General features: G+C 65.9%; 15 protein-coding genes and 1 pseudogene. 8 read left to right on the forward strand and 8 right to left on the reverse strand.

Features of this window, described 5'->3' with window-relative positions; translation table 11 throughout:
- The first annotated feature begins 65 nt into the window (after positions 1–65).
- From lysS to SOM47_RS13945, 3 genes are all read left to right on the forward strand, one after another.
- Positions 66–1,583 carry a lysine--tRNA ligase gene (gene lysS / locus SOM47_RS13935; RefSeq protein ID WP_320505909.1) on the forward strand — a complete coding sequence of 506 codons (1,518 nt, stop codon included), beginning with the start codon at positions 66–68 and terminating at the stop codon, positions 1,581–1,583.
- 195 nt (positions 1,584–1,778) lie between these two features.
- Positions 1,779–2,918: a cyclic di-GMP phosphodiesterase response regulator RpfG gene (gene rpfG, locus SOM47_RS13940; RefSeq protein ID WP_042612809.1), complete on the forward strand. Its 1,140-nt coding sequence runs from the start codon at positions 1,779–1,781 to the stop codon at positions 2,916–2,918.
- Between the two features lie 2 nt (positions 2,919–2,920).
- Entirely contained in the window at positions 2,921–5,098 is a 2,178-nt protein-coding gene (locus SOM47_RS13945; protein WP_320505910.1) for an ATP-binding protein, read from the forward strand.
- Between the two features lie 82 nt (positions 5,099–5,180).
- Here SOM47_RS13945 and SOM47_RS13950 read toward each other — a convergent pair whose 3' ends face one another.
- From SOM47_RS13950 to betI, 5 genes are all read right to left on the reverse strand, one after another.
- Positions 5,181–6,050 carry a crotonase/enoyl-CoA hydratase family protein gene (locus SOM47_RS13950; RefSeq protein WP_042612805.1) on the reverse strand — a complete coding sequence of 290 codons (870 nt, stop codon included), beginning with the start codon at positions 6,048–6,050 and terminating at the stop codon, positions 5,181–5,183.
- A gap of 227 nt (positions 6,051–6,277) precedes the next feature.
- Positions 6,278–7,954: a long-chain fatty acid--CoA ligase gene (locus SOM47_RS13955; protein ID WP_320505911.1), complete on the reverse strand. Its 1,677-nt coding sequence runs from the start codon at positions 7,952–7,954 to the stop codon at positions 6,278–6,280.
- A gap of 251 nt (positions 7,955–8,205) precedes the next feature.
- Positions 8,206–9,885, reverse strand: a complete 1,680-nt coding sequence (betA, locus tag SOM47_RS13960) for a choline dehydrogenase (RefSeq protein WP_320505912.1) — start codon at positions 9,883–9,885, stop codon at positions 8,206–8,208.
- Between the two features lie 123 nt (positions 9,886–10,008).
- Entirely contained in the window at positions 10,009–11,481 is a 1,473-nt protein-coding gene (betB, locus tag SOM47_RS13965) for a betaine-aldehyde dehydrogenase (protein WP_320505913.1), read from the reverse strand.
- Between the two features lie 52 nt (positions 11,482–11,533).
- A complete protein-coding gene (betI, locus tag SOM47_RS13970) occupies positions 11,534–12,124 on the reverse strand; it encodes a transcriptional regulator BetI (protein WP_042612801.1) in 591 nt (196 codons plus the stop codon).
- A gap of 171 nt (positions 12,125–12,295) precedes the next feature.
- Between betI and SOM47_RS13975 the strand changes: the two are divergent.
- Positions 12,296–13,848, forward strand: a pseudogene (locus SOM47_RS13975) (BCCT family transporter).
- 80 nt (positions 13,849–13,928) lie between these two features.
- Here SOM47_RS13975 and SOM47_RS13980 read toward each other — a convergent pair.
- The 3 genes from SOM47_RS13980 to acnA all read right to left on the reverse strand — a co-directional run bounded on the left by SOM47_RS13980 (position 13,929) and on the right by acnA (position 18,752).
- Complete coding sequence (locus SOM47_RS13980; protein WP_320505914.1) at positions 13,929–14,567, reverse strand: ATPase; 639 nt, start codon at positions 14,565–14,567, stop codon at positions 13,929–13,931.
- Entirely contained in the window at positions 14,567–14,941 is a 375-nt protein-coding gene (locus SOM47_RS13985; protein ID WP_320505915.1) for a type II toxin-antitoxin system Phd/YefM family antitoxin, read from the reverse strand. Before SOM47_RS13985 ends, SOM47_RS13980 begins: the two co-directional genes overlap by 1 nt.
- A gap of 1,057 nt (positions 14,942–15,998) precedes the next feature.
- Positions 15,999–18,752 (reverse strand): aconitate hydratase AcnA, encoded by a 2,754-nt coding sequence (gene acnA, locus SOM47_RS13990; RefSeq protein WP_320505916.1) that lies wholly within the window; start codon positions 18,750–18,752, stop codon positions 15,999–16,001.
- 234 nt (positions 18,753–18,986) lie between these two features.
- Here acnA and SOM47_RS13995 point away from each other — a divergent pair, with 234 nt between their 5' ends.
- From SOM47_RS13995 to SOM47_RS14010, 4 genes are all read left to right on the forward strand, one after another.
- Positions 18,987–19,211, forward strand: a complete 225-nt coding sequence (locus SOM47_RS13995; RefSeq protein WP_320505917.1) for an AbrB/MazE/SpoVT family DNA-binding domain-containing protein — start codon at positions 18,987–18,989, stop codon at positions 19,209–19,211.
- Between the two features lie 7 nt (positions 19,212–19,218).
- Positions 19,219–19,617 (forward strand): type II toxin-antitoxin system VapC family toxin, encoded by a 399-nt coding sequence (locus tag SOM47_RS14000; protein WP_042612796.1) that lies wholly within the window; start codon positions 19,219–19,221, stop codon positions 19,615–19,617.
- Between the two features lie 60 nt (positions 19,618–19,677).
- Entirely contained in the window at positions 19,678–22,269 is a 2,592-nt protein-coding gene (gene acnB, locus SOM47_RS14005; RefSeq protein WP_320505918.1) for a bifunctional aconitate hydratase 2/2-methylisocitrate dehydratase, read from the forward strand.
- Positions 22,270–22,870: 601 nt separating this feature from the next.
- Complete coding sequence (locus SOM47_RS14010) at positions 22,871–23,146, forward strand: hypothetical protein (protein WP_042615416.1); 276 nt, start codon at positions 22,871–22,873, stop codon at positions 23,144–23,146.
- The last annotated feature ends 301 nt before the right edge of the window (positions 23,147–23,447 follow it).

Here is a 23,447-nt window from a genome sequence, read left to right on the forward strand (position 1 = left end):
CGTCGTATCCTCGGCGGGCGTGAATTCCTGAAGACCCCCCCCACAGACAACGACCGACCAAGCCCATGAACGAGCAGACCGCCGCGCCGCAGCCCCCCGTCGACGAAAACAGCCTGATCGCCGAGCGTCGCGCCAAACTGACCGCGCTGCGGGCCCAGGGCATCGCCTACCCGAACGATTTCCGTCGCGAGGACTTCGCCGGCAGCCTGCAGGCGGATTTCGCCGACGCCGAGAGCTGGACCGCCGAAGCCCTGGAGGCCAGCGAGCGCCGGGTCAGGATGGCCGGCCGGCTGATGGCCAAGCGGGTCATGGGCAAGGCCAGCTTCGCCCAGATCCAGGACGAATCCGGCCGCATCCAGGTATTCCTGCAGGGCAACGTGCTGGGCGATGCCTACACCGCCTTCAAGGGCTGGGACGTGGGTGACATCATCGCGGTGGAAGGCGGCCTGACCCGCACCCGTACCGGCGAGCTGTCGGTGAAGGCCGAAAGCATCCGCCTGCTGACCAAGTCGCTGCGTCCGCTGCCGGACAAGTGGCATGGCCTGGCCGACGTGGAGCAGCGCTACCGCCAGCGCTATGTCGACCTGATCGTGACGCCGGAGTCGCGCGAGGTGTTCATCAAGCGCTCCCGGATCATCCGTGCCATGCGCGCCTGGCTGGACAACCGCGACTTCCTGGAAGTCGAAACGCCGATGATGCATTACATCCCCGGCGGTGCCACGGCCAAGCCGTTCACCACCCACCACAACGCGCTGGACCTGGACCTGTACCTGCGCGTGGCGCCGGAGCTGTACCTGAAGCGCCTGGTCGTGGGCGGGCTGGAGCGCGTCTACGAGATCAACCGCAACTTCCGCAACGAAGGTGTCAGCACCCGCCACAATCCCGAATTCACCATGATGGAGCTGTACGAGGCCTACGCCACGTACACCGAAGTGATGGACCTGACCGAAGGGGTCATCCGTGATGTCGCCCGCCAGGTGCTGGGCACCACCGAAGTGGAGTGGGACGGTGCCCGCATCGACCTGGCCCCGGCCTTCCGCCGCTGGCGCATGGACGAAGCGGTGCGCCACCACAACCCCGAAATCAGCCTGGCCGACTGCACCGACCGCGATGCGCTGGTCGCGCATTGCGAGCGCCTGAAGATCCGCATCAAGCCGTCCTACGGCTGGGGCAAGCTGCTGCTGGAGATCTTCGAGGCCACCGTCGAGCACACCCTGGTCCAGCCGACCTTCATCACCGATCACCCGGTGGAAGTGTCGCCTCTGGCCCGGGCCAACGATGATGCGCCGGGGTACACCGACCGCTTCGAGCTGTTCATCAACGGCAAGGAACTGGCCAACGGCTTCTCCGAGCTGAATGATCCTGAAGACCAGGCCGCGCGCTTCCAGGCGCAGGTCGCCGCAAAGGACGGGGGCGACGACGAGGCGATGCATTACGACGCCGACTACATCCGCGCGCTGGAGTACGGCATGGCGCCGACCGGCGGCCTGGGCATCGGCATCGACCGCCTGGTCATGCTGCTGACCGGCAGCAGCTCGATCCGTGACGTCCTGCTGTTCCCCTACATGCGTCCGGAAGCCTGATCCGGATACGCCGGCGCCGCCTGCACGGGCGGTCCGGTGCTACCGTGCGGGCGGGCGCTGGAGTATGGTATCGGCGAGGCCGCTGAGTGGCCGGAATGACCCGATAGCCGGGGGGAGGCGATGGGTCGCGTCCTTTACGCCATCACAATGTGACGGCGATCAAGATCCGGGGAGCGCATGGCAAGTATCGGACAGATGCAGGGTGCGGGCCTACAGAATGGCAGGTTATCCTCGCCAACCCTGATCCCGGGGTGGTCGAACAAGCAGGCAGAAGCAGCGTTGAATATTGTGATCGTCGACGACCAGACGTCCGCGCGGACGATGCTGCGCCATGTCATCGAAGACATTGCGCCGGAACTGAGCGTGCACGACTTCGGCGATCCGCTGGCCGCGCTCAACTGGTGCGAATCGCAGCCGGTGGACCTGCTGCTGCTGGATTACCGCATGCCGGAGATGGATGGGCTGGAGTTCGCCCGCCGTTTCCGCCGCCTGCCCAAGCACCGCGACATCCCGGTGATCCTGATCACCGTGGTCGGCGACGAGCCGATCCGACAGGCAGCGCTCGAAGCGGGAGTGATCGATTTCCTGGTCAAGCCGATCCGTCCGCGTGAACTGCGCGCGCGCTGCTACAACCTGCTGCAGCTGCGTCAGCAATCGGAAAACGTGAAACAGCGTGCGTTGTCGCTGGAGCAGCGGCTGCTTGCCAGCATGCACGAAGTGGAAGAGCGCGAACGCGAAACCCTGTCGCGGCTCGCACGGGCCATCGAATACCGTGATGCCGGCACCAGCGCCTACCTGGAACGCATGTCCCGCGTGGCCGGGCTGATCGCCGAACAGCTGGGGCTTCCCGAAGAGGAGGTCAAGCTGATCGAGATGGCAGCGCCGCTGCATGACATGGGCAAGATCGCCATTCCCGATGCAGTCCTGCTGAAGCCGGGCAAGCTGACCGACGAAGAGCTGGTGATCATGCGTCGCCACCCGCGCATCGGCCACGAACTGTTGAGCGGCAGCCAGAACCGCTTCATCCAGATCGGCGCGCTGATCGCGCTGCGTCACCACGAGCGCTATGACGGCAGCGGGTATCCGGACGGCCTGGTAGGCGATGCGATTCCGCTGGAAGCCCGCATCGTGGCGGTAGCGGACGTGTTCGATGCGCTGATTTCGCCGCGTCCGTACAAGGAAGCATGGACCTTCGATGCGACCCTGGCCTACCTGTACGCGCAACGTGGCCGGCTGTTCGATCCGCGCGTGGTCGATGCCCTGCTGCGCGGACGCCCGCAGCTGGAGCAGATCTGCGCCGAACACTCCACCGCCTCGGCGCGCCCCGGGTTGTGAGCATGCGCGCGCTGCTGCCCCGGCTGCGCCAACGCCTGGCCCAGCGCCAGGATTCCGAGCACGGGCAGCAGATCGTCCGCATCGTACTGATCAGCCTGATCCTGGCCTATGTGCTGATGCCGGGAGTGCGCAACGACCTTCCGCACGACCAGTACGTGGGCGTGCTGGCTATCGTGTTAGGCGGGCTGGGGCTGTCCCTGCTGGCCTTCGGCTGGCTGCTGTGGCGTCCGCAACGCTCCGACCCGCGACGCATCCTGGGCATGCTGGCCGACTACGGCCTGATTGCCGCGGGCATGATCCAGATGGGCGAGCCGCTGTCGTGGGTCTACATCGTGGTGATGTGGGTCACGGTGGGCAACGGCATGCGCTTCGGCAACAACTACCTCTACCTCGCCGTGGCGATGGCGATGATCAGCTTCGGCTGTACCGCGCTGTACACCGACTATTGGGTCGACAACGCGCGGCTGGCGTTCGGGCTGTGGCTGGGCCTGGCCGCGGTGCCGCTGTACTTCTCCACGCTGCTGCGCCAGCTCACCGAAGCGATGGCCGAAGCACGCCGCGCCAGCGAGGCCAAGAGCCGCTTCCTGGCCAATATGAGCCACGAATTCCGCACGCCCTTGAACGGGCTGGCGGGCATGACCGAAGTGCTGGCCACCACCGAGCTGGATGAAGAGCAGCGCGAGTGCCTCAACACCATCCAGGCCTCTTCGCGCAGCCTGCTGGCGCTGGTGGAGGAAGTCCTCGATATTTCGGCCATCGAAGCGGGCAAGCTGCGCGTGGTCGCCGAAGATTTCGCCCTCGGTGACGTGGTTCAGGCCATCGGCCTGATCCTGCTGCCGCAGGCCAAGGCCAAGCGGCTGGACTACCGCGTCCGGCTGGATGAAGCCGTGCCGCCCCGCCTGCGTGGCGATACCGGCCACCTGCGCCAGGTGCTGCTGAACCTGGCCGGCAATGCGGTGAAGTTCACCGACCACGGCAGGGTGGAGATCCGCATCGACGTGGTCAGCGCCGTGGCCGATGGTGGCGTCCGCCTGCGCTTTGAAATCATCGACACCGGCATCGGCGTGGCCGTGCCGATGCGTCCGCGGCTGTTCGAAGCGTTCGAGCAGGCCGATGTCAGCATGGCGCGGCGTCACGAAGGCACCGGCCTGGGAACCACCATCGCCAAGGGCCTGGTCGAAGCGATGGGCGGTGAGATCGGCTACCAGGAGAACCTGCCGCAGGGCAGCCGCTTCTGGTTCGAAGTGCCGTTCGCCCCGCCACTGCCGGAGCGCGTGGGCATCACCCCGGCGCTGGTCGGCAACCCGCTGGACAGCAGCAACGGCAACGTCATCGCCTTCGCCGATCCGTTCCTGCGCCACCGCGCGCGGGTGCGCAGCATGAGCATCCTGGTGGCCGACGACCACGAGGCCAACCGCATGGTGCTGCAGCGCCTTCTGCAGAAGGCCGGGCACCGCGTGCTGTGCGTCAACGGGGGCGAAGCGGTGCTGGATGCCATGGCCGAGAGTGATTTCGATGCGGCCATCGTCGACCTGCACATGCCGGGCATGAGCGGGCTGGACATGCTGAAGGAGCTGCGGGTGATGCAGGCCGGCGGTGCGCCGCGCACGCCGGTGCTGGTGCTCAGCGCCGACGTCACCCCGGACGCCATCCAGCGCTGCCAGCAGGCCGGTGCGCATACGTTCCTGGCCAAGCCGGTGGTGGCGGTGCGGCTGCTGGATACGCTGGCGGAGATCGCCTCCAACCGCGACCTCAAACCTTCCGCGCCGATCGTGGTGCGCACGCTGACCGGCGGCACCGACGGCGTGCTGGATTCGGGCGTGCTGGATGAACTGGCTTCACTCGGCATGGGCGACGGCTTTGAAAGAGAGTTCGTCCGCCAGTGCCTGGGCGATGCGGAAAGCTGCATGCGCAAGGCCCATGCGGAAGGCGAGGCGATGGACTGGGTGCAGTTCCGCGAGCAGGCCCACGCGATCAAGGGCGTGGCCAGCAATCTTGGACTGGTGCGGGTGTCCAACCGCGCCGGTGAGCTGATGCGGATGGCGGACTGGCAGCTCAAGGCCGAATGGCGCCAGCGCCTGTCGGTGCTGGCAGGCGCGCTCAAGGAAGGTCGGCTGGCGCTGGCCGCGCGTGCCGCGCACCGCAACCAGCCCGGCGTGGACGAGGCGGACCCGCGCTGACCCGAAGCCCGGTCGACGTTGCGGAAAACGTGCCGGCGGGCCGCCGGCACATGTCGGTTCACTTGGTGGGGGAGGGCAGTGCTCAGGCCGCGTCAAGACCGGCACGACGGGTCTGTGCCTTGATCAGCCGATCCATCGTGCGCAGCGAGCGATCGCCCAGTGCCAATGCCGAATCCACCCAGACCTTGGTGATTTCCAGCAGTTCGTCATAGCTGACGGCCTGGGCCAGGTTGCGCGCGGCATTCATCGCCAGGTAGGACTGCGGAATGCGCTGGTGCTGGCGGATCAGGTCCTGCACGGCCTTGGGGCCTTCACCCTTGCGGACCAGTACGTCGACCACGCCCATCGCATGCATTTCCTCGGCACTGTAGACGCGGCCATCCAGGATGATTTTCTCGGCCAGCTGCGGCGCCACGCGGCGGCACAGGAACGAGTAGGCGCCCATGCCCGGGAACAGGCCGAACAGCACTTCAGGCAGGCCCATGCCTGCGCCCTCTTCGGCGACGATGGTGTGGCAGGCCAGGGCCATTTCCAGTCCGCCGCCCAGCGCATCGCCCTGGATCAGCGCGATCGAACGCACGTCACCGCCAAACCCGGTATGCAGGTGATGCACGCCTTCCACGCAGCGCTGTGCGTAGGCCAGCAGGCGGTCGCGATTGCCTTCGCGGATCAGCCGGGTGAACAGGTCCAGGTCGCCGCCCAGGTTGTAAGCGGTGGCGTCGGAGGCCAGCACGAAATGGCGCAGGCGGCCGTCATGGCGGCTGGCCGGCCCCCGGGTGACGGCGCTCATGTAGCTCCACATTTCATCGAGCATGTCCTTGCGGCAGCAGGGACGGATACCGGTGGATGCATCGGCGTGCATGAACAGCCAATGGGCGGCGCCGTCGGCGCTGTCTTCGGTGCGGATGGTGGTGTAGGGGCGGTTTACGGGCAGCTTTTCGATGGTGCTCATGGCAGGTTCCTCGGCATGGCGGGCCCGCGGGGAAATCGGTGGTCGGCGGGCCGAACGGGTCCACTCGCGGGGATGCTACACCGGGCCAGTCGCCCCAAATGCAAAAGCCCGGGGCGTTTCCACCCCGGGCTTTTCACTTTTCGCTCATCCGCGTCTCGGTAGTGACGGCCGTTGGCCGTCAGGCCCTTTGCCGCTGCGCTCGCCGAGCACGGCGCGCGCTACCTGCCTCAGGCCGGCGGCGCGTCGCGCAGCTCGCGACGCAGGATCTTGCCGACGTTGGTCTTCGGCAGCTCCTTGCGGAATTCGACGATCCTGGGATGCTTGTAACCGGTCAGGTTGGCCCGCGCGTGTTCCTTCACCTGTTCGGCGGTGAGGTTCGGGTCCTTCTTGACGATCACCACCTTGACGATCTCGCCGGACTTCTCGTCCGGTACGCCGACCGCCGCCACTTCCAGCACGCCGGGCATCATCGCGATGACGTCCTCTACCTCGTTGGGATAGACGTTGAAGCCGGACACCAGGATCATGTCCTTCTTGCGGTCGACGATGTAGCAGAAACCCTGCGCATCCATCTTCGCCATGTCGCCGGTGTGCAGCCAGCCGTCGGCATCGATCGCTGCGGCGGTGTCTTCCGGACGCTGCCAGTAGCCCTTCATGACCTGCGGGCCCTTGATGCACAGTTCGCCCACTTCATCCAGGCCCAGCAGGTTGCCGTTGTCGTCCTTGATGCAGGCATCGGTGGACGGAATCGGCAGGCCGATCGACCCGTTGTACTCAGCCAGGGTCAGCGGGTTGATGCAGGCCGCCGGCGAGGTTTCGGTCAGGCCGTAAGCCTCTACCAGGGTGACGCCGGTGGTCTTCTTCCAGCGCTCGGCGACCGATCGCTGTACCGCCATGCCGCCGCCCAGGGTGACCTTCAACGTGGAGAAATCCACTTCATCGAAACCGGGCGTGTTGAGCAGACCATTGAACAGCGTGTTGACGCCGGTGATGGCGGTGAAGCGCACGCCCTTGAGCTCCTTGACGAAGCCTTTCATGTCGCGCGGATTGGTGATCAGGTGGTTGCAGCCGCCGAACTTCATGAAGACCAGGCCGTTCGCGGTCAGCGCGAAGATGTGGTACAGCGGCAGGGCAGTGATGATCCACTCCTTGCCCGGCTCGACGCCCGACGCGCCGATCCATGCCGACGCCTGCTGCATGTTCGCGACCAGGTTGCGGTTGGTCAGCATCGCGCCCTTTGCCACGCCGGTGGTGCCACCGGTGTACTGCAGGAAGGCGATGTCGTCGTGGTCGATCTCCACCTTCGGCAGGTCGTGGCGGCGGCCCAGCTTCAACGCCTGGCTGAAGCGCACCGCGCCCTTCAGGGTGTAGTTGGGGACCATCTTCTTGATGTACTTCAGCACGAAGTTGACGATCACGCCCTTGGCGCCGAGCAGGTCGCCGAGCCCGGTGGTGATGACGTGCTTGACCTGCGTGTCGGCGATGACGGCCTGCACGGTGTCACCGAAGTTGTCCACCACCACCAGCGCGGTGACTCCGGCGTCGACCAGCTGGTGCTTCAGCTCGCGCGCGGTGTACAGCGGGTTGACGTTGACCACGGTGAGGCCGGCGCGCAGCACGCCGAAGGTGGCGATCGGGTACTGCAGGCAGTTGGGCATCATCAGGGCGACGCGGTCACCCTTCTTCAGCTGCAGTTCGCCGAGCAGGTAGGCGGCGAACTGCTCGACCAGTGCATCGGTCTCGCCATAGGTGAGCACCTTGCCGAAGCTGGAGTAGGCGGGACGATCCCGGTACTTGGCCACCGAGGCGTCGAAGACGGAGGAGACCGAGTGGAACTCGTTGATGTCGATCTCGGCGGGCACGCCTTGCGGGTAACTCTGCAACCAGGGACGTTCCAGGCTCATCTTTCCCCCTCCAGGAAACTGTGATGTTTGGGTTGGTTCTGTAGCCAGTATCGGTCAGATCCAGCCGTGGCAGCATACCGTCCCGGATGGAAAACGCGAAGAGGCCCGCCGATGGCGGGCCTCTGCACTGATGATCGGTAGCGCCGAGCCATGCTCGGCGAGCGCAGCGGCGCGGCTTTAGAGCGTGACGACCAACGGTCGTCACCCACCAGGCCAGGTCGTCACCCCCCAGGCCAGCGGCCGTCGCTACCTTACTTTTTGCGGGCCGGGGCGCCGTTGGCCTGGAAGTACGGAGCGGTGCTGCGCGGCAGCGGGGCGCGCCCGCGCAGCACGTCGGCCAGCTTCTCGGCCATCATGATGGTCGGGGCGTTGAGGTTGCCGGTCACCACCTGCGGCATGATCGAGGCGTCGATGATGCGCAGGCCTTCCATGCCATGCACGCGGCCGTGGCCGTCCACCACCGCCATCGGATCGGCGGCACTGCCCATCTTGTTCGAGCACGACGGATGGTAGGCGGTTTCGGCATGTTCGCGGACGAATGCGTCAATCTCCGCATCGGTGCGCAACTGGCTGCCCGGCGAGATCTCGCGGCCGGTGTACGGCGCCAACGCCGGCTGGCCGAAGATCTCGCGGGTGATGCGGATGCCATCGCGGAACTCGCGCCAGTCCTGTTCATGGGACATGTAGTTGAACAGGATGCTCGGATGCACGCGCGGATCGGTCGAACGCACGTGGATGCGGCCCCGGCTGGGCGAGCGCATCGACCCCACGTGCATCTGGAAGCTGTGTTCCTTGATCGGGTTGGAGCCGTTGTAATTGATCGCCACCGGCAGGAAGTGGTACTGCAGGTTGGGCCAGGCGAACTCTTCGTTGCTGCGGATGAAACCGCCACCTTCGAACTGGTTGCTGGCGCCGGTGCCCGTGCCGGCGAACAGCCATTCCGCGCCGATCGCCGGCTGGTTGTACAGCTTGAGTGCCGGGGCCAGCGAAACCGGCTTCTTGCACTCGTACTGCAGGTACATTTCCAGATGGTCCTGCAGGTTGGCGCCGACGCCGGGCAGGTCATGCACCACCTCGATGCCGAGCCCGCGCAGCAGGTCGGCCGGGCCCACGCCGGACCGCTGCAGCACCTGCGGGGAGGCGATGGCGCCGCCGCACAGCAGCACTTCGCGACGCGCACGCGCCTTCTGCGGTTCGTCGTTGCGCAGCCACGCCACGCCCACCGCACGCTTGCCGGAGAACAGGATGCGGTCGGTCAGCGCGTGGGTGACGATGGTCAGGTTCGGTCGCCCGCGCGCCTGGTCCAGGTAACCGCGCGCGGTACTCGAACGACGGCCGCGCGGGGTCACGGTGCGGTCCATCGGACCGAAGCCTTCCTGCTGGTAGCCGTTGAGGTCATCGGTGCGCGGGTAGCCAGCCTGCACGCCGGCTTCGATCATCGCCGCGAACAGTTCGTTGTTGCCGGCCTTCGGCGTGGTGACCTGCAGCGGGCCATCGTTGCCGTGGTAGTCGTTGCCCCCGATGTCGCGGGTTTCGGCCTTGCGGAAGTACGGCAGGCAGTCGGCGTAGGTCCAGTCTTCCAGGCCCGGCATGCTGGCCCAGTTGTCATAGTCCATCGCGTTGCCGCGGATGTAGCACATGCCGTTGATCAGCGAGGAGCCGCCGAGTCCTTTGCCGCGTCCGCAGTCCATCCGCCGGTTGTTCATATGCGGCTCGGGATCGGTTTTGTAGGCCCAGTTGTAGCGCTTGCCCTGCAGCGGGAAGGCCAGCGCGGCCGGCATCTGGGTGCGGAAGTCCAGACGGTAATCCGGTCCGCCGGCCTCCAGCAGCAGCACGCTGACGTCGGCATCTTCGGTGAGGCGCGTGGCCAGCACGTTGCCGGCCGAACCGGCGCCGATGATGATGTAGTCGTACTCGTTGGGGGTGCTCATGGTCTTTGCTCCTGCAGGCCGGGCGGCGCGCGGTCGCGCCAGCTGGCGGTGTGTAGGGTGGCCGGGCGTGGGGGGAGGGACACGCCCGGCCGGAACGACGGCCGCAAGGCCGGTGCGCTCGGATCAGAAAATGCTGGTGTAGTCGCCCAGTTCCACCTGAACCGACTTGATGCGGGTGTAGTGGGCGAGGGTGGAGATGCCGTTCTCGCGACCCACGCCGGACTGCTTGTAACCGCCCACCGGCATTTCCGCCGGCGATTCGCCCCAGGTGTTGATCCAGCAGATGCCGGCTTCCAGGCGGTGGATGATGCGGTGCGCACGGGCGATGTCATTGCTGACCACGCCGGCGGCGAGGCCGAAGTGGGTATCGTTGGCGCGGGCGATGACTTCTTCCTCATCGTCGTAGGCAAGGATGCTCATCACCGGCCCGAAGATCTCTTCGCGCACGATGGTCATGTCATCGCGGCAGTCGGAGAACACGGTCGGCAGGACATAGGCGCCCTTGGCCAGCGCACCGTCGGTGGCACGCGCGCCGCCGGTCAGCAGGCGGGCACCTTCGCCCTTGCCGGTCTCGATCAGGCGCAGCACGTTGTCCATGTGCGCAAAGCTGGTCATCGGGCCGAAGTTGGTCTGCGCATCCTGCGGATCGCCGATGCGGATGCGCTTGACGCGCTCCACGACGGCCGCTTCGAACGCCGCCAGCATGGCGCGCGGCACGAACACGCGGGTGCCGTTGGTGCATACCTGGCCGGAGCTGAAGAAGTTGGCCATCACCGCGATGTCGGCGGCGCGTTCCAGCGCGGCGTCGTCACAGATCACCAGCGGCGACTTGCCGCCCAGTTCCATGGTGACTTCCTTCAGCGAGGACGAGGCGGCCGATGCCATCACCTTCTTGCCGGTTTCCACGCCGCCGGTGAAGGAGATCTTCTCGATCAGCGGATGTTCGGTCAGCCACTGGCCCACTTCACGGCCCGGGCCCTGCACCACGTTGAACACACCGTCCGGCACGCCGGCTTCGGTGTAGATCTTCGCCAGTTCGATGACGGTCAGCGGGGTCACTTCGGACGGCTTGAACACCATCGCATTGCCAGCCGCCAGCGCCGGGGCGGATTTCCACAGCGCGATCTGCACCGGGTAGTTCCATGCGCCGATACCGGCGACCACGCCCAGCGGCTCACGGCGGGTATAGAAGAAGCTGGATTCGCGCAGCGGCACCTGGTTGCCTTCAATGGCGGTGGCCAGGCCGGCGTAGTACTCCAGCACGTCGGCACCGGTGACGATGTCCACCGTGGTGGTCTCGCTGAGCGCCTTGCCGGTGTCCAGGGTTTCCAGCTGCGCCAGCGCGTCGTTGCGTTCGCGCAGGATGTCCACGGCGCGGCGCAGGATGCGCGAACGCTCCATCGCGGTCATCGCCGCCCACACCTTCTGGCCTTCTGCGGCGCTGGCCACGGCGCGCTCGACGTCGGCCTGGTTGGCGATCTGCACCTCGGCGATCACCTCGCCGGTGGCCGGGTTGATGCTCTGGAAGGTCTTGCCGCTGGTGGCGTCGACCAGCTTGCCGTGGATGTAGAGCTGCTGCAGGGGCAGGGTGGACATGGGAACTCCTGGAAGGGGAAGGGGGAGAGGAGGGGAGCAGGCGTTCAAGCGCTTATAGCGCGTTTGCCTGTAACTGGAAGTCGATGTACGCGTAGGCGATGCGGCGCGCGTTGTCGGCGTTGAAGTCACCGCCGACCAGGCTGCCGCGCAGCCACAGGCCATCGACCATGGCGGCCAGCCCGCGGGCGGCCAGGGTGGCCTGTTCGCCAGGCAGTACGCGTTTGAACTGGTGGCACAGGTTCGAATACAGACGCTGGTCGTTGGCGCGCTGCAGGCGGGCCAGTTCCGGCTGGTGCATGCTCGCAGCCCAGAAAGTCAGCCACACGCGCATGGCGGTGCCGTTGGTCTGGCTGTCATCGAAATTGCCATCGACGATGGCACGCAGCTGCGCGCGGGGATCGTCGGCGCAGGTGTCGCGGAAGCGCGCCACGGCGCTCTTCAACTCACGCAGGATCTGCCGCATGGCCGCGTTGAGCAGCCCGTCCTTGTCGCCGAAGTAGTGCGCCACGATGCCCGTGGACAGTCCGGCCTTGCGCGCGATGGTGGCCACCGTCGCGTCGGCCAGGCCGATCTCGTCGATGGTCTGGAAGGTGGCGCGGATCAGCTGTTCGCGGCGGACCGGCTCGATGCCTTTCTTCGGCATTGTCTCTCCATGCACTGCGACCGGGGGGATCCCGTGATGGCGACTACTATACTTTTTATTGATTGAACGTTCAATCAATAAACGCGTAGGATGCGCTCGCGTCCCCACGCCCTGGTTCCGGTCGCTTCGATCCGGCCGGACCTGCGCCCCCAGGATCGATGAGACAACACCATGTCTTCCAAGCCTTCCTCCGCGTCATCGCCACTGCGACTGAACGGTTTCGTCTTCTTCAGCTCGGCTCTGTCCATCGGCGTGCTGGGCCTGCTCACCGTGCTCAACCCGCAGGCCAGCGAGCACTGGCTGCAGGTCGCGCAGGCGCAGGTGTCCGCTGCGTTCGGCTGGTGGTACATGCTGCTGATCGTGGCCTGCCTGGGCTTCGTGCTGGGCTGGCGTTCTCCCGCTACGGCAGCATCCGGCTGGGCCACAATGAAGAATCGCCTGCCTTCGCCTACGTGCCCTGGGTGTCGATGCTGTTTTCGGCCGGCATCGGCATCGCGTTGTTGTATTACGGCGCCTATGAGCCGCTGGACCACTTCCTGACCCCGCCGGGACAGCAGGGCGGCACGGTGGCGGCCAGTCGCGAGGCGATGGTGCTGACCTTCCTGCATTGGGGCCTGCACGGCTGGGCGTTGTACGCGCTGGTGGGTGTCGCTTTGGGCTACTTCGCCTACCGGCGGAACCTGCCTCTGGCCCTGCGCTCGGCGTTGTACCCGATCTTCGGTGAACGCATCCATGGCCGGATCGGCGACATGGTGGACGGGTTCGGCATCCTGGCGACGCTGGTGTCGATGGTGACCAACCTGGGCATCGGGGCGCTGGTGGTGCAGTCCGGGTTGAGCTACCTGTTCAACGTGCCCGACACGCCGCAGACCCTGGTGATGATCGTGCTGGTGATGATGGTGGTGGCCACCATTGGCGTGGTCGCCGGGGTGGAGAAGGGCATCGCCTGGTTGTCCAACCTCAACGTGCGCCTGCTGTGCCTGCTGCTGCTGTTCGTGCTGGTGACCGGACCGACCCTGCACCTGCTCGATGGGCTGGTGCAGAACACCGGCGATTACCTGGCCTCGTTCGTGCGTAAGAGTTTCGACATCTACCTCAACCAGCCGGACGGCCGCGACTGGCTGGGCAGCTGGACGCTGTTCTACTGGGCCTGGTGGATCGCCTGGGCGCCGTTCGTGGGGTTGTTCGTGGCGCGCATTTCGCGCGGGCGTACCATCCGCGAAGTGATCCTGGGCGTGCTGCTGATCCCGCTGGGCTTCACCCTGGCGTGGCTGTCGATCTTCGGCAACACCGCCATCGACCTGGTGCTGAACCATGGCCAGGCGGTGCTGGGCGAGGTCGCCAAGGCCGACGCGGCGATGACGTTGTTCAAGCTGCTGGAATACCTGCCGTGGGCCCCGTACGTGGGCGGTGCAGCGGTGGTGATCGGCTTCGTGCTGTTCCTGACCCCGGTGGATTCGGGCACGTTGATGATCGCCAACCTGTGCACGCGGCGGGTGGACGGTGGCGTGGAAGATGGCCATGACGCGCCGATCTGGCTGCGGGTGTTCTGGGCGGTGGTGATCACCGTGGTCAGCATCGGCCTGCTGCTGGCGGGCAATTTCGGTGCAATGCAGACCGCGGTGGTGCTGTGCGGCCTGCCGTTCTCGTTCACCCTGGCGTTCTACATGGTGGGCCTGCTGCGCGCCCTGCGCACCGACCCGGACGCGCCGCACCGGCACTGAAGCCGACAACCGCCAGGGTCCTGCCCTGGTAGCGCCGAGCCATGCTCGGCGGCTCCTGGGGGCGGACTCTAACCCCCCTTTCAGGAAGCTGATCGCAACGCCGCTTCCACCAGCGGCACGGCCCACTCCGGCGTCTGCCGCAGCTGGGCCAGGTCTTCGGCGGACGGCCATTCCAGCTGGCCACCTTCCATCTGCAGCACCAGGCGTGGATCCGGTACCGTCTCGCCGGGCGCGGCCTCTGCGCTGTTGTCATACACCTGCAGCGCGGCCAGCACCGGCATCAGGCCGATCAGATTCTGCTGCGCCAATGGCCAGCGGCGCCGGATGTCGGCTTCGTTGATCGGGTGGCCACCGGCCTGCACGCGCGCCTTCACCCGCGCGATGTGCTGCTCCGGACTGGACAACCCGCAGAACCACATCAGCACATCGTGCGTGCGGGTGGCTTCGTGGAGCATTGCGGTGATCGAAGTGCCGCCCAAGGTGGTTTCGAAGGCATGGTTGCTGCCCCCGGCCAAGGCGGCCTGCAGGCGGCTGACGCCTTCCTGCCAGGCCTGTCCATTGGCCTCGGCCTGCCCTATACCCAATTGGCGCACCAGCGCACGGGCATAGGTGTCCGGATTGAACCAGTCCAGTCCCGCCTCGCGCAGCAGATGGCCACCGATGGAGCTCTTGCCGGCGCCGTTGACCCCGGCCAGCACGTACAGGAACGGACGCGCCATCAGTAGCCGGAACCGGCCTTGACCTTGCCGCCGAGGCGGGCAGGGTGGCGCAGCAGGTCGCGTGCGCGCTGGCCGGCCTGGGCCTGCTGCAGCACGGCCAGGCGTTCGTCGAAGCCCCTGCGCAGTTCAGTCAGGGCGGGGGTCTGGTTGCGCAGTTCATCCAGCGATTGTTCCAGCGCTTCGACCTTGGCCTGCAGCGCGCGGTACTGGTCGGCGGAGATGATCACCGCCTGCGGTTCGTTGTGGTTGGTGACCACGACCATGCGCTGTTCGCGGACGTCCTGCATGACCTTGCGCCAGTGTTCCTTCACCGAGGACGCGGTGGTGCGGGTGAGTTCGGTGATCGGTTCGAAGGTGATCGGGGCGTGCAGCATGGCGGACTCCACAGGATGTGCCTCGGGGTCGAGAATACTCCTGTTTCGTCCTTTTTATATGAATTGTCTAAAATGGGAATTAATCATTTTTCCGGGTCGCGCCTTTTTGCTGCGAGGGAGGGCGGTTGAAGCCCTTGCGCAGGACACGTCGTAAACCCATCCATGGGGCCTGCTTTCCGCCCATCCAGGGCTCCAAGCGTCCTGCGCAAGGGCTTCAACCGCCCTCCCGGCCGGCATCGCCGCGCCAGCGGAGGGTGGAGCAGCAGCAAAAGCAAAAGCAAAAAGAAAAGGCGGGTGGCGGGCATCGCCCGTCACCCGCCTTTTTCTTCTTCATACGCGGCTGATGGCCACTGGAAACTTTCAGGGCGACGGGTGGGTGGAGGGGGCGGGGGCGTTGAGCGCCAGGGATGGCGCGAAACGAGGCCCGCAGGAGCGGCTTTTGCCGTCCCCCGGACCCTCCACCCACCCGTCGCCACCCCCGCAAGCCAGCGGCAACACCATCAGCCGCGAGGGGGCCCAGCCCGTTCGACCAAGCCCCGAAACCCTCAGCGCCCCGGCCAACTGCTGCAGTATGAATTTTCTAAAATGGAAATTAATCATTTTTCCGGGTGGCGCCTCTCGGCTGCGAAGGAGGGCGGACGGTGGCGCTGGTCAGGACACGCCGCAAGTACGTCCATGTAGGCTCGTTTCCGCCCATCCAGGGCTCCAACGGTCCTGCCCACCGCCACCGCCCGCCCTCCCGGCCGGCATCGTTGCGCCAGCGGCGGGTGGGAGGGAGCAAAAGCAAGAGCAAAAAGCAAAGGCGGATGACGGGCATCGCCCGTCACCCGCCTTTTTCTTCTTCATACGCGGCTGATGGCCACCGGAAACTTTCAGGGCGACGGGTGGGCGGAGGGGGCGGGGGCGTTTAGCGCCAAGGATGGCGCGAAACGAGGCCCGCAGGAGCGGCTTTTACCGTCCCCCGGACCCTCCACCCACCCGTCGCCACCCCCGCAAGCCAGCGGCAACACCATCAGCCGCGAGGGGGCCCAGCCCGTTCGACCAGACCCCGAAACCCTCAGCGCCCGGCCAACTGCCGCAACACGTACTGCAGCAACCCACCGTGGCGGAAGTACTCCACTTCCTTCGGCGTCAACAACATCACCGAAGCCTCGAAGCTGACGACCGTACCATCGGCCTTCTTCGCCGCCACCGTCGCACGCTTGCTGGCGCCATCCTGCAGGCCGGTGATGTCGAACACCTCCGACCCATCCAGGCCCAGCGACTGCGCGTTCTCACCGTTGCGGAACTGCAGCGGCAGCACGCCCATGCCGACCAGGTTCGAACGATGGATGCGCTCGAAGCTTTCCGCGATGACCGCCTTCACCCCCAGCAGCAGGGTGCCCTTGGCGGCCCAGTCACGCGAAGAACCGGTGCCGTATTCCTTGCCGGCCAGCACCACCAGCGGCACGCCGTCGGCCTTGTACTTGATGGCCGCGTCGTAGATCGCCAGCTTCTCCGGCTCGCCGCCGCCGGCCGGGTAGTACAGCGTGTTGCCGCCTTCTTCGCCGCCGAACATCAGGTTCTTGATGCGGATGTTGGCGAAGGTGCCGCGGACCATCACGTCATCGTTGCCACGACGGCTGCCGTAACTGTTGAAGTCGGCCGGCTGCACGCCGCGCTCCTGCAGGAAGCGGCCCGCCGGGGATTCTTTCTTGATGTTGCCGGCCGGCGAGATATGGTCGGTGGTGATCGAATCACCGAACAGGCCCATCACCCGCGCCCCGTGCACGTCCTCGATGCTGCCGACCTGCATGGTCATGCCCTCGAAGTAGGGCGGGTTCTTGATGTAGGTGGACCCATCGTCCCACTCGTACAGATCGCCGTCGGGCGAGGCGATGGTGTTCCAGCGCGAATCCCCCTTGAACACGTCGGCGTAGTTCTGCTTGAACATCTCCGGCCCCAGGGTCGCGGCGATCACATCGCCGATCTCCTTGTTGCTTGGCCAGATGTCGCGCAGGAACACCGGCTGGCCATCGCTGCCGGTACCCAGCGGTTCGGTGGTCAGGTCGATGTCGGTGGTGCCGGCGATCGCGTAGGCCACCACCAGCGGCGGGCTGGCCAGGTAGTTCATCTTCACTTCGGGATGCACGCGGCCTTCGAAGTTGCGGTTGCCCGACAGCACCGAGGTCACCACCAGGTCGCCCTGCGCGATGCCGGCGCTGACTTCTGCCGGCAGCGGGCCGGAGTTGCCGATGCAGGTGGTGCAGCCGTAGCCCACCACGTAGAAGCCGAGCTTCTCCAGTTCGGTCAGTACGCCGGCTTTCTCCAGGTAATCGGTAACCACGCGCGAGCCCGGGCCGAGCGAGGTTTTCACCCACGGCTGCCGGTTGAGGCCGCGCGCGGCCGCGTTGCGGGCCAGCAGGCCGGCACCGATCATCACCGCCGGATTGGAGGTGTTGGTGCACGAGGTGATGGCTGCGATCACCACAGCGCCGTCCTTCAGCCGGAACGCCTTGCCATCCAGTTCCACGTCGGCCTGGCCCTTGGCCAGCTGCTCGTTGCCCACCGCCGTGCCGCCGCCTTCGTTGACGAAGGTGGAGACGTCCACGCCCTTCTTGTCACGGTTGGTGGTCAGCCCGACCAGTGCTTCGCGGTAATTGGCCTGAACCTCTTCCAGCAGCACGCGGTCCTGCGGGCGCTTCGGCCCGGCCAGCGACGGCTTTACCGTGCCCATGTCCAGCTCCAGGGTGGCGCTGTACTGGGCGTGCGCGGTATCGGCGTCGTGCCACAGGCCCTGCGCCTTGGCATAGGCTTCCACCAGCGCGATCTGCTCTTCCGGGCGACCGGACAGGCGCAGGTAGTTCAATGATTCGTGATCGATCGGGAAGATGCCGCAGGTCGCGCCGTACTCCGGCGCCATGTTGCCGATCGTCGCACGGTCAGCCAGCGGCAGGTGCTGCAGGCCGTCGCCGAAGAACTCGACGAATTTGCCGACCACGCCGTGCCTGCGCAGCATCTGGGTGACGGTCAGCACCAGGTCGGTGGCGGTGGCCCCTTCGGGCATCTGGCCGGTCAGCTTGAAACCGACCACCTGCGGGATCAGCATCGAAGAGGGCTGGCCGAGCATCGCCGCCTCCGCCTCGATACCGCCCACGCCCCATCCCAGCACGCCGATACCATTGATCATGGTGGTGTGGCTGTCGGTGCCGAACACGGTATCGGGATAAGCAACCTGGGTACCGTCCTTGTCAACGGCCATCACCACGCGGGCCAGGTTTTCCAGGTTCACCTGGTGGACGATGCCGGTATTGGGCGGCACCACCTTGAAGTTGTCGAACGCTTTCTGGCCCCAGCGCAGGAAGCCGTAGCGTTCCTGGTTGCGCTGGAATTCGATCTTGCCGTTGAGGTCCAGCGCGTCGGGCTTGCCGAACACATCCACCTGCACCGAATGGTCGATGACCAGCTCGGAGGGGATCTGCGGATTGATCTGCTCCGGGCTGCCGCCGAGCTTGACCACCGCATCGCGCATCGCCGCCAGGTCGACCACGCAGGGCACGCCGGTGAAGTCCTGCAGCACCACGCGCGCGGGCATGAAGGCGATCTCGGTTTCCGGCTCGGCCTTCGGGTCCCAGGTCGCTACCGCTTCGATGTGGTCCTTGCCCACGGTGACGCCGCCATCCTCGTGCCGGAGCAGGTTCTCCAGCAGGATCTTCATCGAATAGGGCAGGCGGGAAATATCGAAGCGCTGGCCCAGCTTGGGCAGGCTGAAGTAATCGTAGCGCTTGCCGCCGACATCCAGCTGGCTGCGCGTGGAGAACGAATCACTCATTGCAGATGACTCCTTTGCGAATTGGCTTGCAACGGCCGCGCACCGGGCGCGCCTGCTTGCTCAGCGTGAAATCTTACACATTCAGATGTAGCGCCGATGTCATCACGCCCCAAAAAGGGGACGGAGGGGATTAAGGCGTTTTCGGCCCCCCCTTGGAGCCAAGAACGACTTACTCCCCTCCGTCCCCTTTTTGAAAAGTATGTATAATTCGTACATACCGAAGAGGGCCTACCCATGGAAGCCACCGTTGCTGAACGCGGCCAGATCACCTTGCCCAAGGCGGTTCGCGATGCGCTGGGCCTGACCAAGGGCACTCAGCTGACCGTGGAACTGGAAGGCGGCCGGATCATCCTGCGCAAGAGCGTGGATGACGCCATCTCCCGCGCCCGCGGCAAGTTCGCACTGGATGGCTTCGACTCCACCGATGCGGCTGTGAAGGCCATCCGTGACCAGCAGTAAGCCGGCCATGATCGCCGTGGATTCTCCGGTCCTGATCGAGCTGCTCAGCAACGGCCCGCAGGCCGATGCGGTGGAGGCCTGCCTGCGGCAGAGCCTGGTCGGCGGCCGCGTGGTGGTCTGCGGGGCGACCCTGGCCGAAGTCTGCGCCGCGCTGCGCGGCGGGGCCGAGGTGCTGGAGGCACTGGAAGAGATGGGCGTGCATTTCAACGCGATGGAAGCCAAATCGGCCCTGCGCGCCGGTGAGATGCAACGCCGCCACCGCCAGCGCGGCAGCGAACGCCGCAGCCTGGACGGCTTCATGGTCGGTGCCCACGCGCTGTTGCAGTGCGACGGCCTGATCACCTGGAACGACACGTTCTATCGGGATTATTTCAAGGGCCTGAAGCTGATCGTGCCGCAGGCCTGAGCCTTACCGTTTTACCGCTTCATCCAATCGTTGTATTCACCGCATTACCCGGGAGTTGTCATGTTGGAAGCCTACCGCCACCACGTCGCCGAGCGCGCTGCGCTTGGCATCCCGCCCCTGCCGCTGACCGCGCAGCAGACGGCCGATGTCATTGAACTGCTGAAAAACCCGCCTGCCGGCGAAGCCGAGTTCCTGCTGGACCTGCTGACCCACCGCGTGCCGGCCGGCGTGGATGATGCCGCCAAGGTCAAGGCCTCCTACCTGGCCGCCATTGCCTTCGGCAGCGAGCAGAACCCGCTGATCAGCCGCGAGCGCGCCACCGAACTGCTGGGCACCATGCTCGGCGGTTACAACGTCGCCCCGCTGGTCCAGCTGCTGGATGACGCCAGCGTCGGCGTGATCGCCGCGACCGCCCTGAAGAACACCCTGCTGGTGTTCGATGCGTTCCACGATGTGCAGGAAAAGGCCAAGGCCGGCAACGCCAACGCGCAGTCCGTGCTGCAGAGCTGGGCCGATGCCGAATGGTTCACCAGCCGTCCGGAAGTAGCCCAGAGCATGACCCTGACCGTGTTCAAGGTGCCGGGCGAAACCAACACCGACGACCTGTCGCCGGCGCCGGACGCCACCACCCGCCCGGACATCCCGCTGCACGCGCTGGCGATGCTGAAGAACAAGCGTCCCGACGCAGCGTTCGTGCCGGAAGAAGATGGCAAGCGCGGCCCGATCCAGGAAATCCTGTCGCTGAAGGACAAGGGCCATCTGGTCGCCTACGTGGGCGACGTGGTCGGTACCGGTTCCTCGCGCAAGTCGGCGACCAACAGCGTGCTGTGGTTCACCGGCGAAGATATTCCGTTCATCCCGAACAAGCGTTTCGGTGGTGTCTGCCTGGGCTCGAAGATCGCCCCGATCTTCTACAACACCATGGAAGATGCCGGCGCGCTGCCGATCGAGCTGGACGTCACGCAGATGGAGCACGGTGATGTCATCGAGCTGCGTCCGTACGACGGCAAGGCGCTGAAGAACGGCGAAGTGATCGCCGAATTCCAGGTCAAGTCGGATGTGCTGTTCGACGAAGTGCGCGCCGGTGGCCGCATCCCGCTGATCATCGGCCGCGGCCTGACCGCCAAGGCGCGCGAAGCGCTGGGCATGCCGGTCACCGACCTGTTCCGCCTGCCGGTGCAGCCGGCCGACACCGGCAAGGGCTTCTCGCTGGCGCAGAAGATGGTCGGCCGCGCCTGTGGCCTGCCGGAAGGCCAGGGCATGCGCCCGGGCACCTACTGCGAACCAAAGATGACCTCGGTCGGCTCGCAGGACACCACCGGTCCGATGACCCGTGACGAACTGAAGGACCTGGCCTGCCTGGGCTTCTCGGCCGACCTGGTGATGCAGTCGTTCTGCCACACCGCGGCCTACCCGAAGCCGGTCGACGTCAAGACCCACCACACCCTGCCGGAGTTCATCTCCACCCGTGGCGGCATCTCGCTGCGTCCGGGCGATGGCGTGATCCACAGCTGGCTCAACCGCATGCTGCTGCCGGATACGGTCGGCACCGGCGGTGACTCGCACACCCGTTTCCCGGTGGGCATTTCGTTCCCGGCCGGTTCGGGCCTGGTGGCCTTTGCTGCAGCCACCGGCGTGATGCCGCTGGACATGCCGGAATCGGTGCTGGTGCGCTTCAAGGGCAAGATGCAGCCGGGCGTGACCCTGCGCGACCTGGTCAACGCGATCCCGCTGTACGCGATCAAGGCCGGTCTGCTGACCGTGGCCAAGGCGGGCAAGAAGAACATCTTCTCCGGTCGCATCCTGGAAATCGAAGGCCTGCCGGACCTGAAGGTGGAACAGGCGTTCGAGCTGTCCGACGCCTCCGCCGAGCGTTCCGCTGCCGGCTGCTCGGTGCATCTGGACAAGGCGCCGATCATTGAATACCTGACCAGCAACATCACCCTGCTGCAGTGGATGATTGCCGAGGGGTACCAGGATCCGCGTTCGCTGCAGCGTCGCATCGACAAGATGAAGGAATGGCTGGCTGATCCGCAGCTGTTGGCACCGGATGCCGATGCTGAGTACGCCGCGGTGATCGAGATCGACCTGGCCGACATCCACGAGCCGATCGTGGCCTGCCCGAATGATCCGGATGACGTGAAGATGCTGTCCGAAGTCGCCGGTGCCAAGATCGACGAAGTGTTCATCGGTTCATGCATGACCAACATCGGTCACTTCCGTGCGGCGGCCAAGCTGCTGGAAGGCAAGCGTGACATCCCGACCAAGCTGTGGGTCGCTCCGCCGACCAAGATGGATGCCTCCGAGCTGACCCGCGAGGGCCACTACGGCACCTTCGGCAGCGCCGGTGCACGCATGGAGATGCCGGGCTGCTCGCTGTGCATGGGCAACCAGGCGCAGGTGCGCGAGGGCGCGACGGTGTTCTCGACCTCCACCCGCAACTTCCCGAACCGCCTGGGCCGCAATTCGAACGTGTACCTGGGTTCGGCGGAGCTGGCGGCGATCTGCTCGCGCTTGGGCCGCATTCCGACCAAGGAAGAGTACATGGCCGACGTGGGCGTGCTGGAAGCCAGCGGTGCGGAGATCTACCGTTACATGAACTTCGATCAGATCGAGGAGTATCAGGAAGCGGGCAAGCCGGTCGCCGCCTGATCTATCTGCTTTCGTAGTGTCGACTTTGGTCGGCAGCTCGTGAGATCCCAAACCCCTCTGGTGTGAGCCAGGGGGGTTTTTGTTTTGGGGGTGGGGGGCGGGCGGGTGGGGTCTGCAGGACACGCCGCAAGTACGTCCTTGTAGGCTGCATCGCCGCATCCATGCGGCTCAGCGTCCTGCAGACCCCACCCGCCCGGCCCTCGGACAGATCCCGGTGGCCACCTGCCAAGGTAGAGCGCCTGGGTGGGTGCCTCGGTAGTGACGGCCGCTGGCCGTCTGCTTCCGCTGTCGGTGGATGACGCGCATTGAGCGCCTCAATTACAACTTGGCCCATGTACGCTGCGTCGCTACCTGTCCACGCTGGACGTGCTGGGGCGATATCGCACCGGCCGGGATTGCCGTCCTGGAAAACGCTCTCAAACAGCGCTGTCGTGCCCTCGGGCGTGGCGGACAATGCATTGCTCTGCCAGTCACATGGCGGGTGATGTGTGGGGATCCTTGGATCCGCCGGTTTTGAGAGCGTAATCCGGTACGGCAACCCGCATCGCCCGCCGCCTTGCGCTTCGGCGCAGGTGGCTTTCAAGCAATGGGAGGTCTATCGATGGATATCGAATCCGCAGCTCCGCCGTGCACCGGTGCGGTCGTCATGGATGAGCTCAACGCACGACTGCGTGCCACGCCGGTGGATGCCGATTGCCTGGTGGCGGCGCTGTTGCTGTTGGTGGAGCAGCGCGGGATCAGTGGCGTCGCGCGTAGTTGTGGCATGACCAACGCGACCTTCCGGCGGCAGTTCCGCAACGCGCGGGATATGCCTTTGGCGACGCTGCTGCGCGTGCTGCAGGCATTCGGAATGCAGCTGCGCGTGGAGGCCCGGTAGCGCCGAGCCGTGCTCGGCGAGCGCAGCGGGAAGCAGAAGCGTGACGACCAACGGTCGTCACCTACCAGAGCGATGATGCCCCGGCGATGACGGCCAGCGGCCGTCACTACCGTCCCGCAGCCCGGTAGCGCCGAGCCGTGCTCGGCGGAATGCATCAGCGCGCGGTGGGCAGAAAGCCGCCGACCATGGGGCGGCGCTACCACGGCGATGACGGCCAGCGGCCGTCACTACCGTCCCGCAGCCCGGTAGCGCCGAGCCGTGCTCGGCGGAATGCATCAGCGCGCGGTGGGCAGAAAGCCGC

Source organism: Stenotrophomonas sp. CFBP8980, from assembly GCF_034046095.1.
GTDB classification, from domain to species: domain Bacteria; phylum Pseudomonadota; class Gammaproteobacteria; order Xanthomonadales; family Xanthomonadaceae; genus Stenotrophomonas; species Stenotrophomonas lacuserhaii.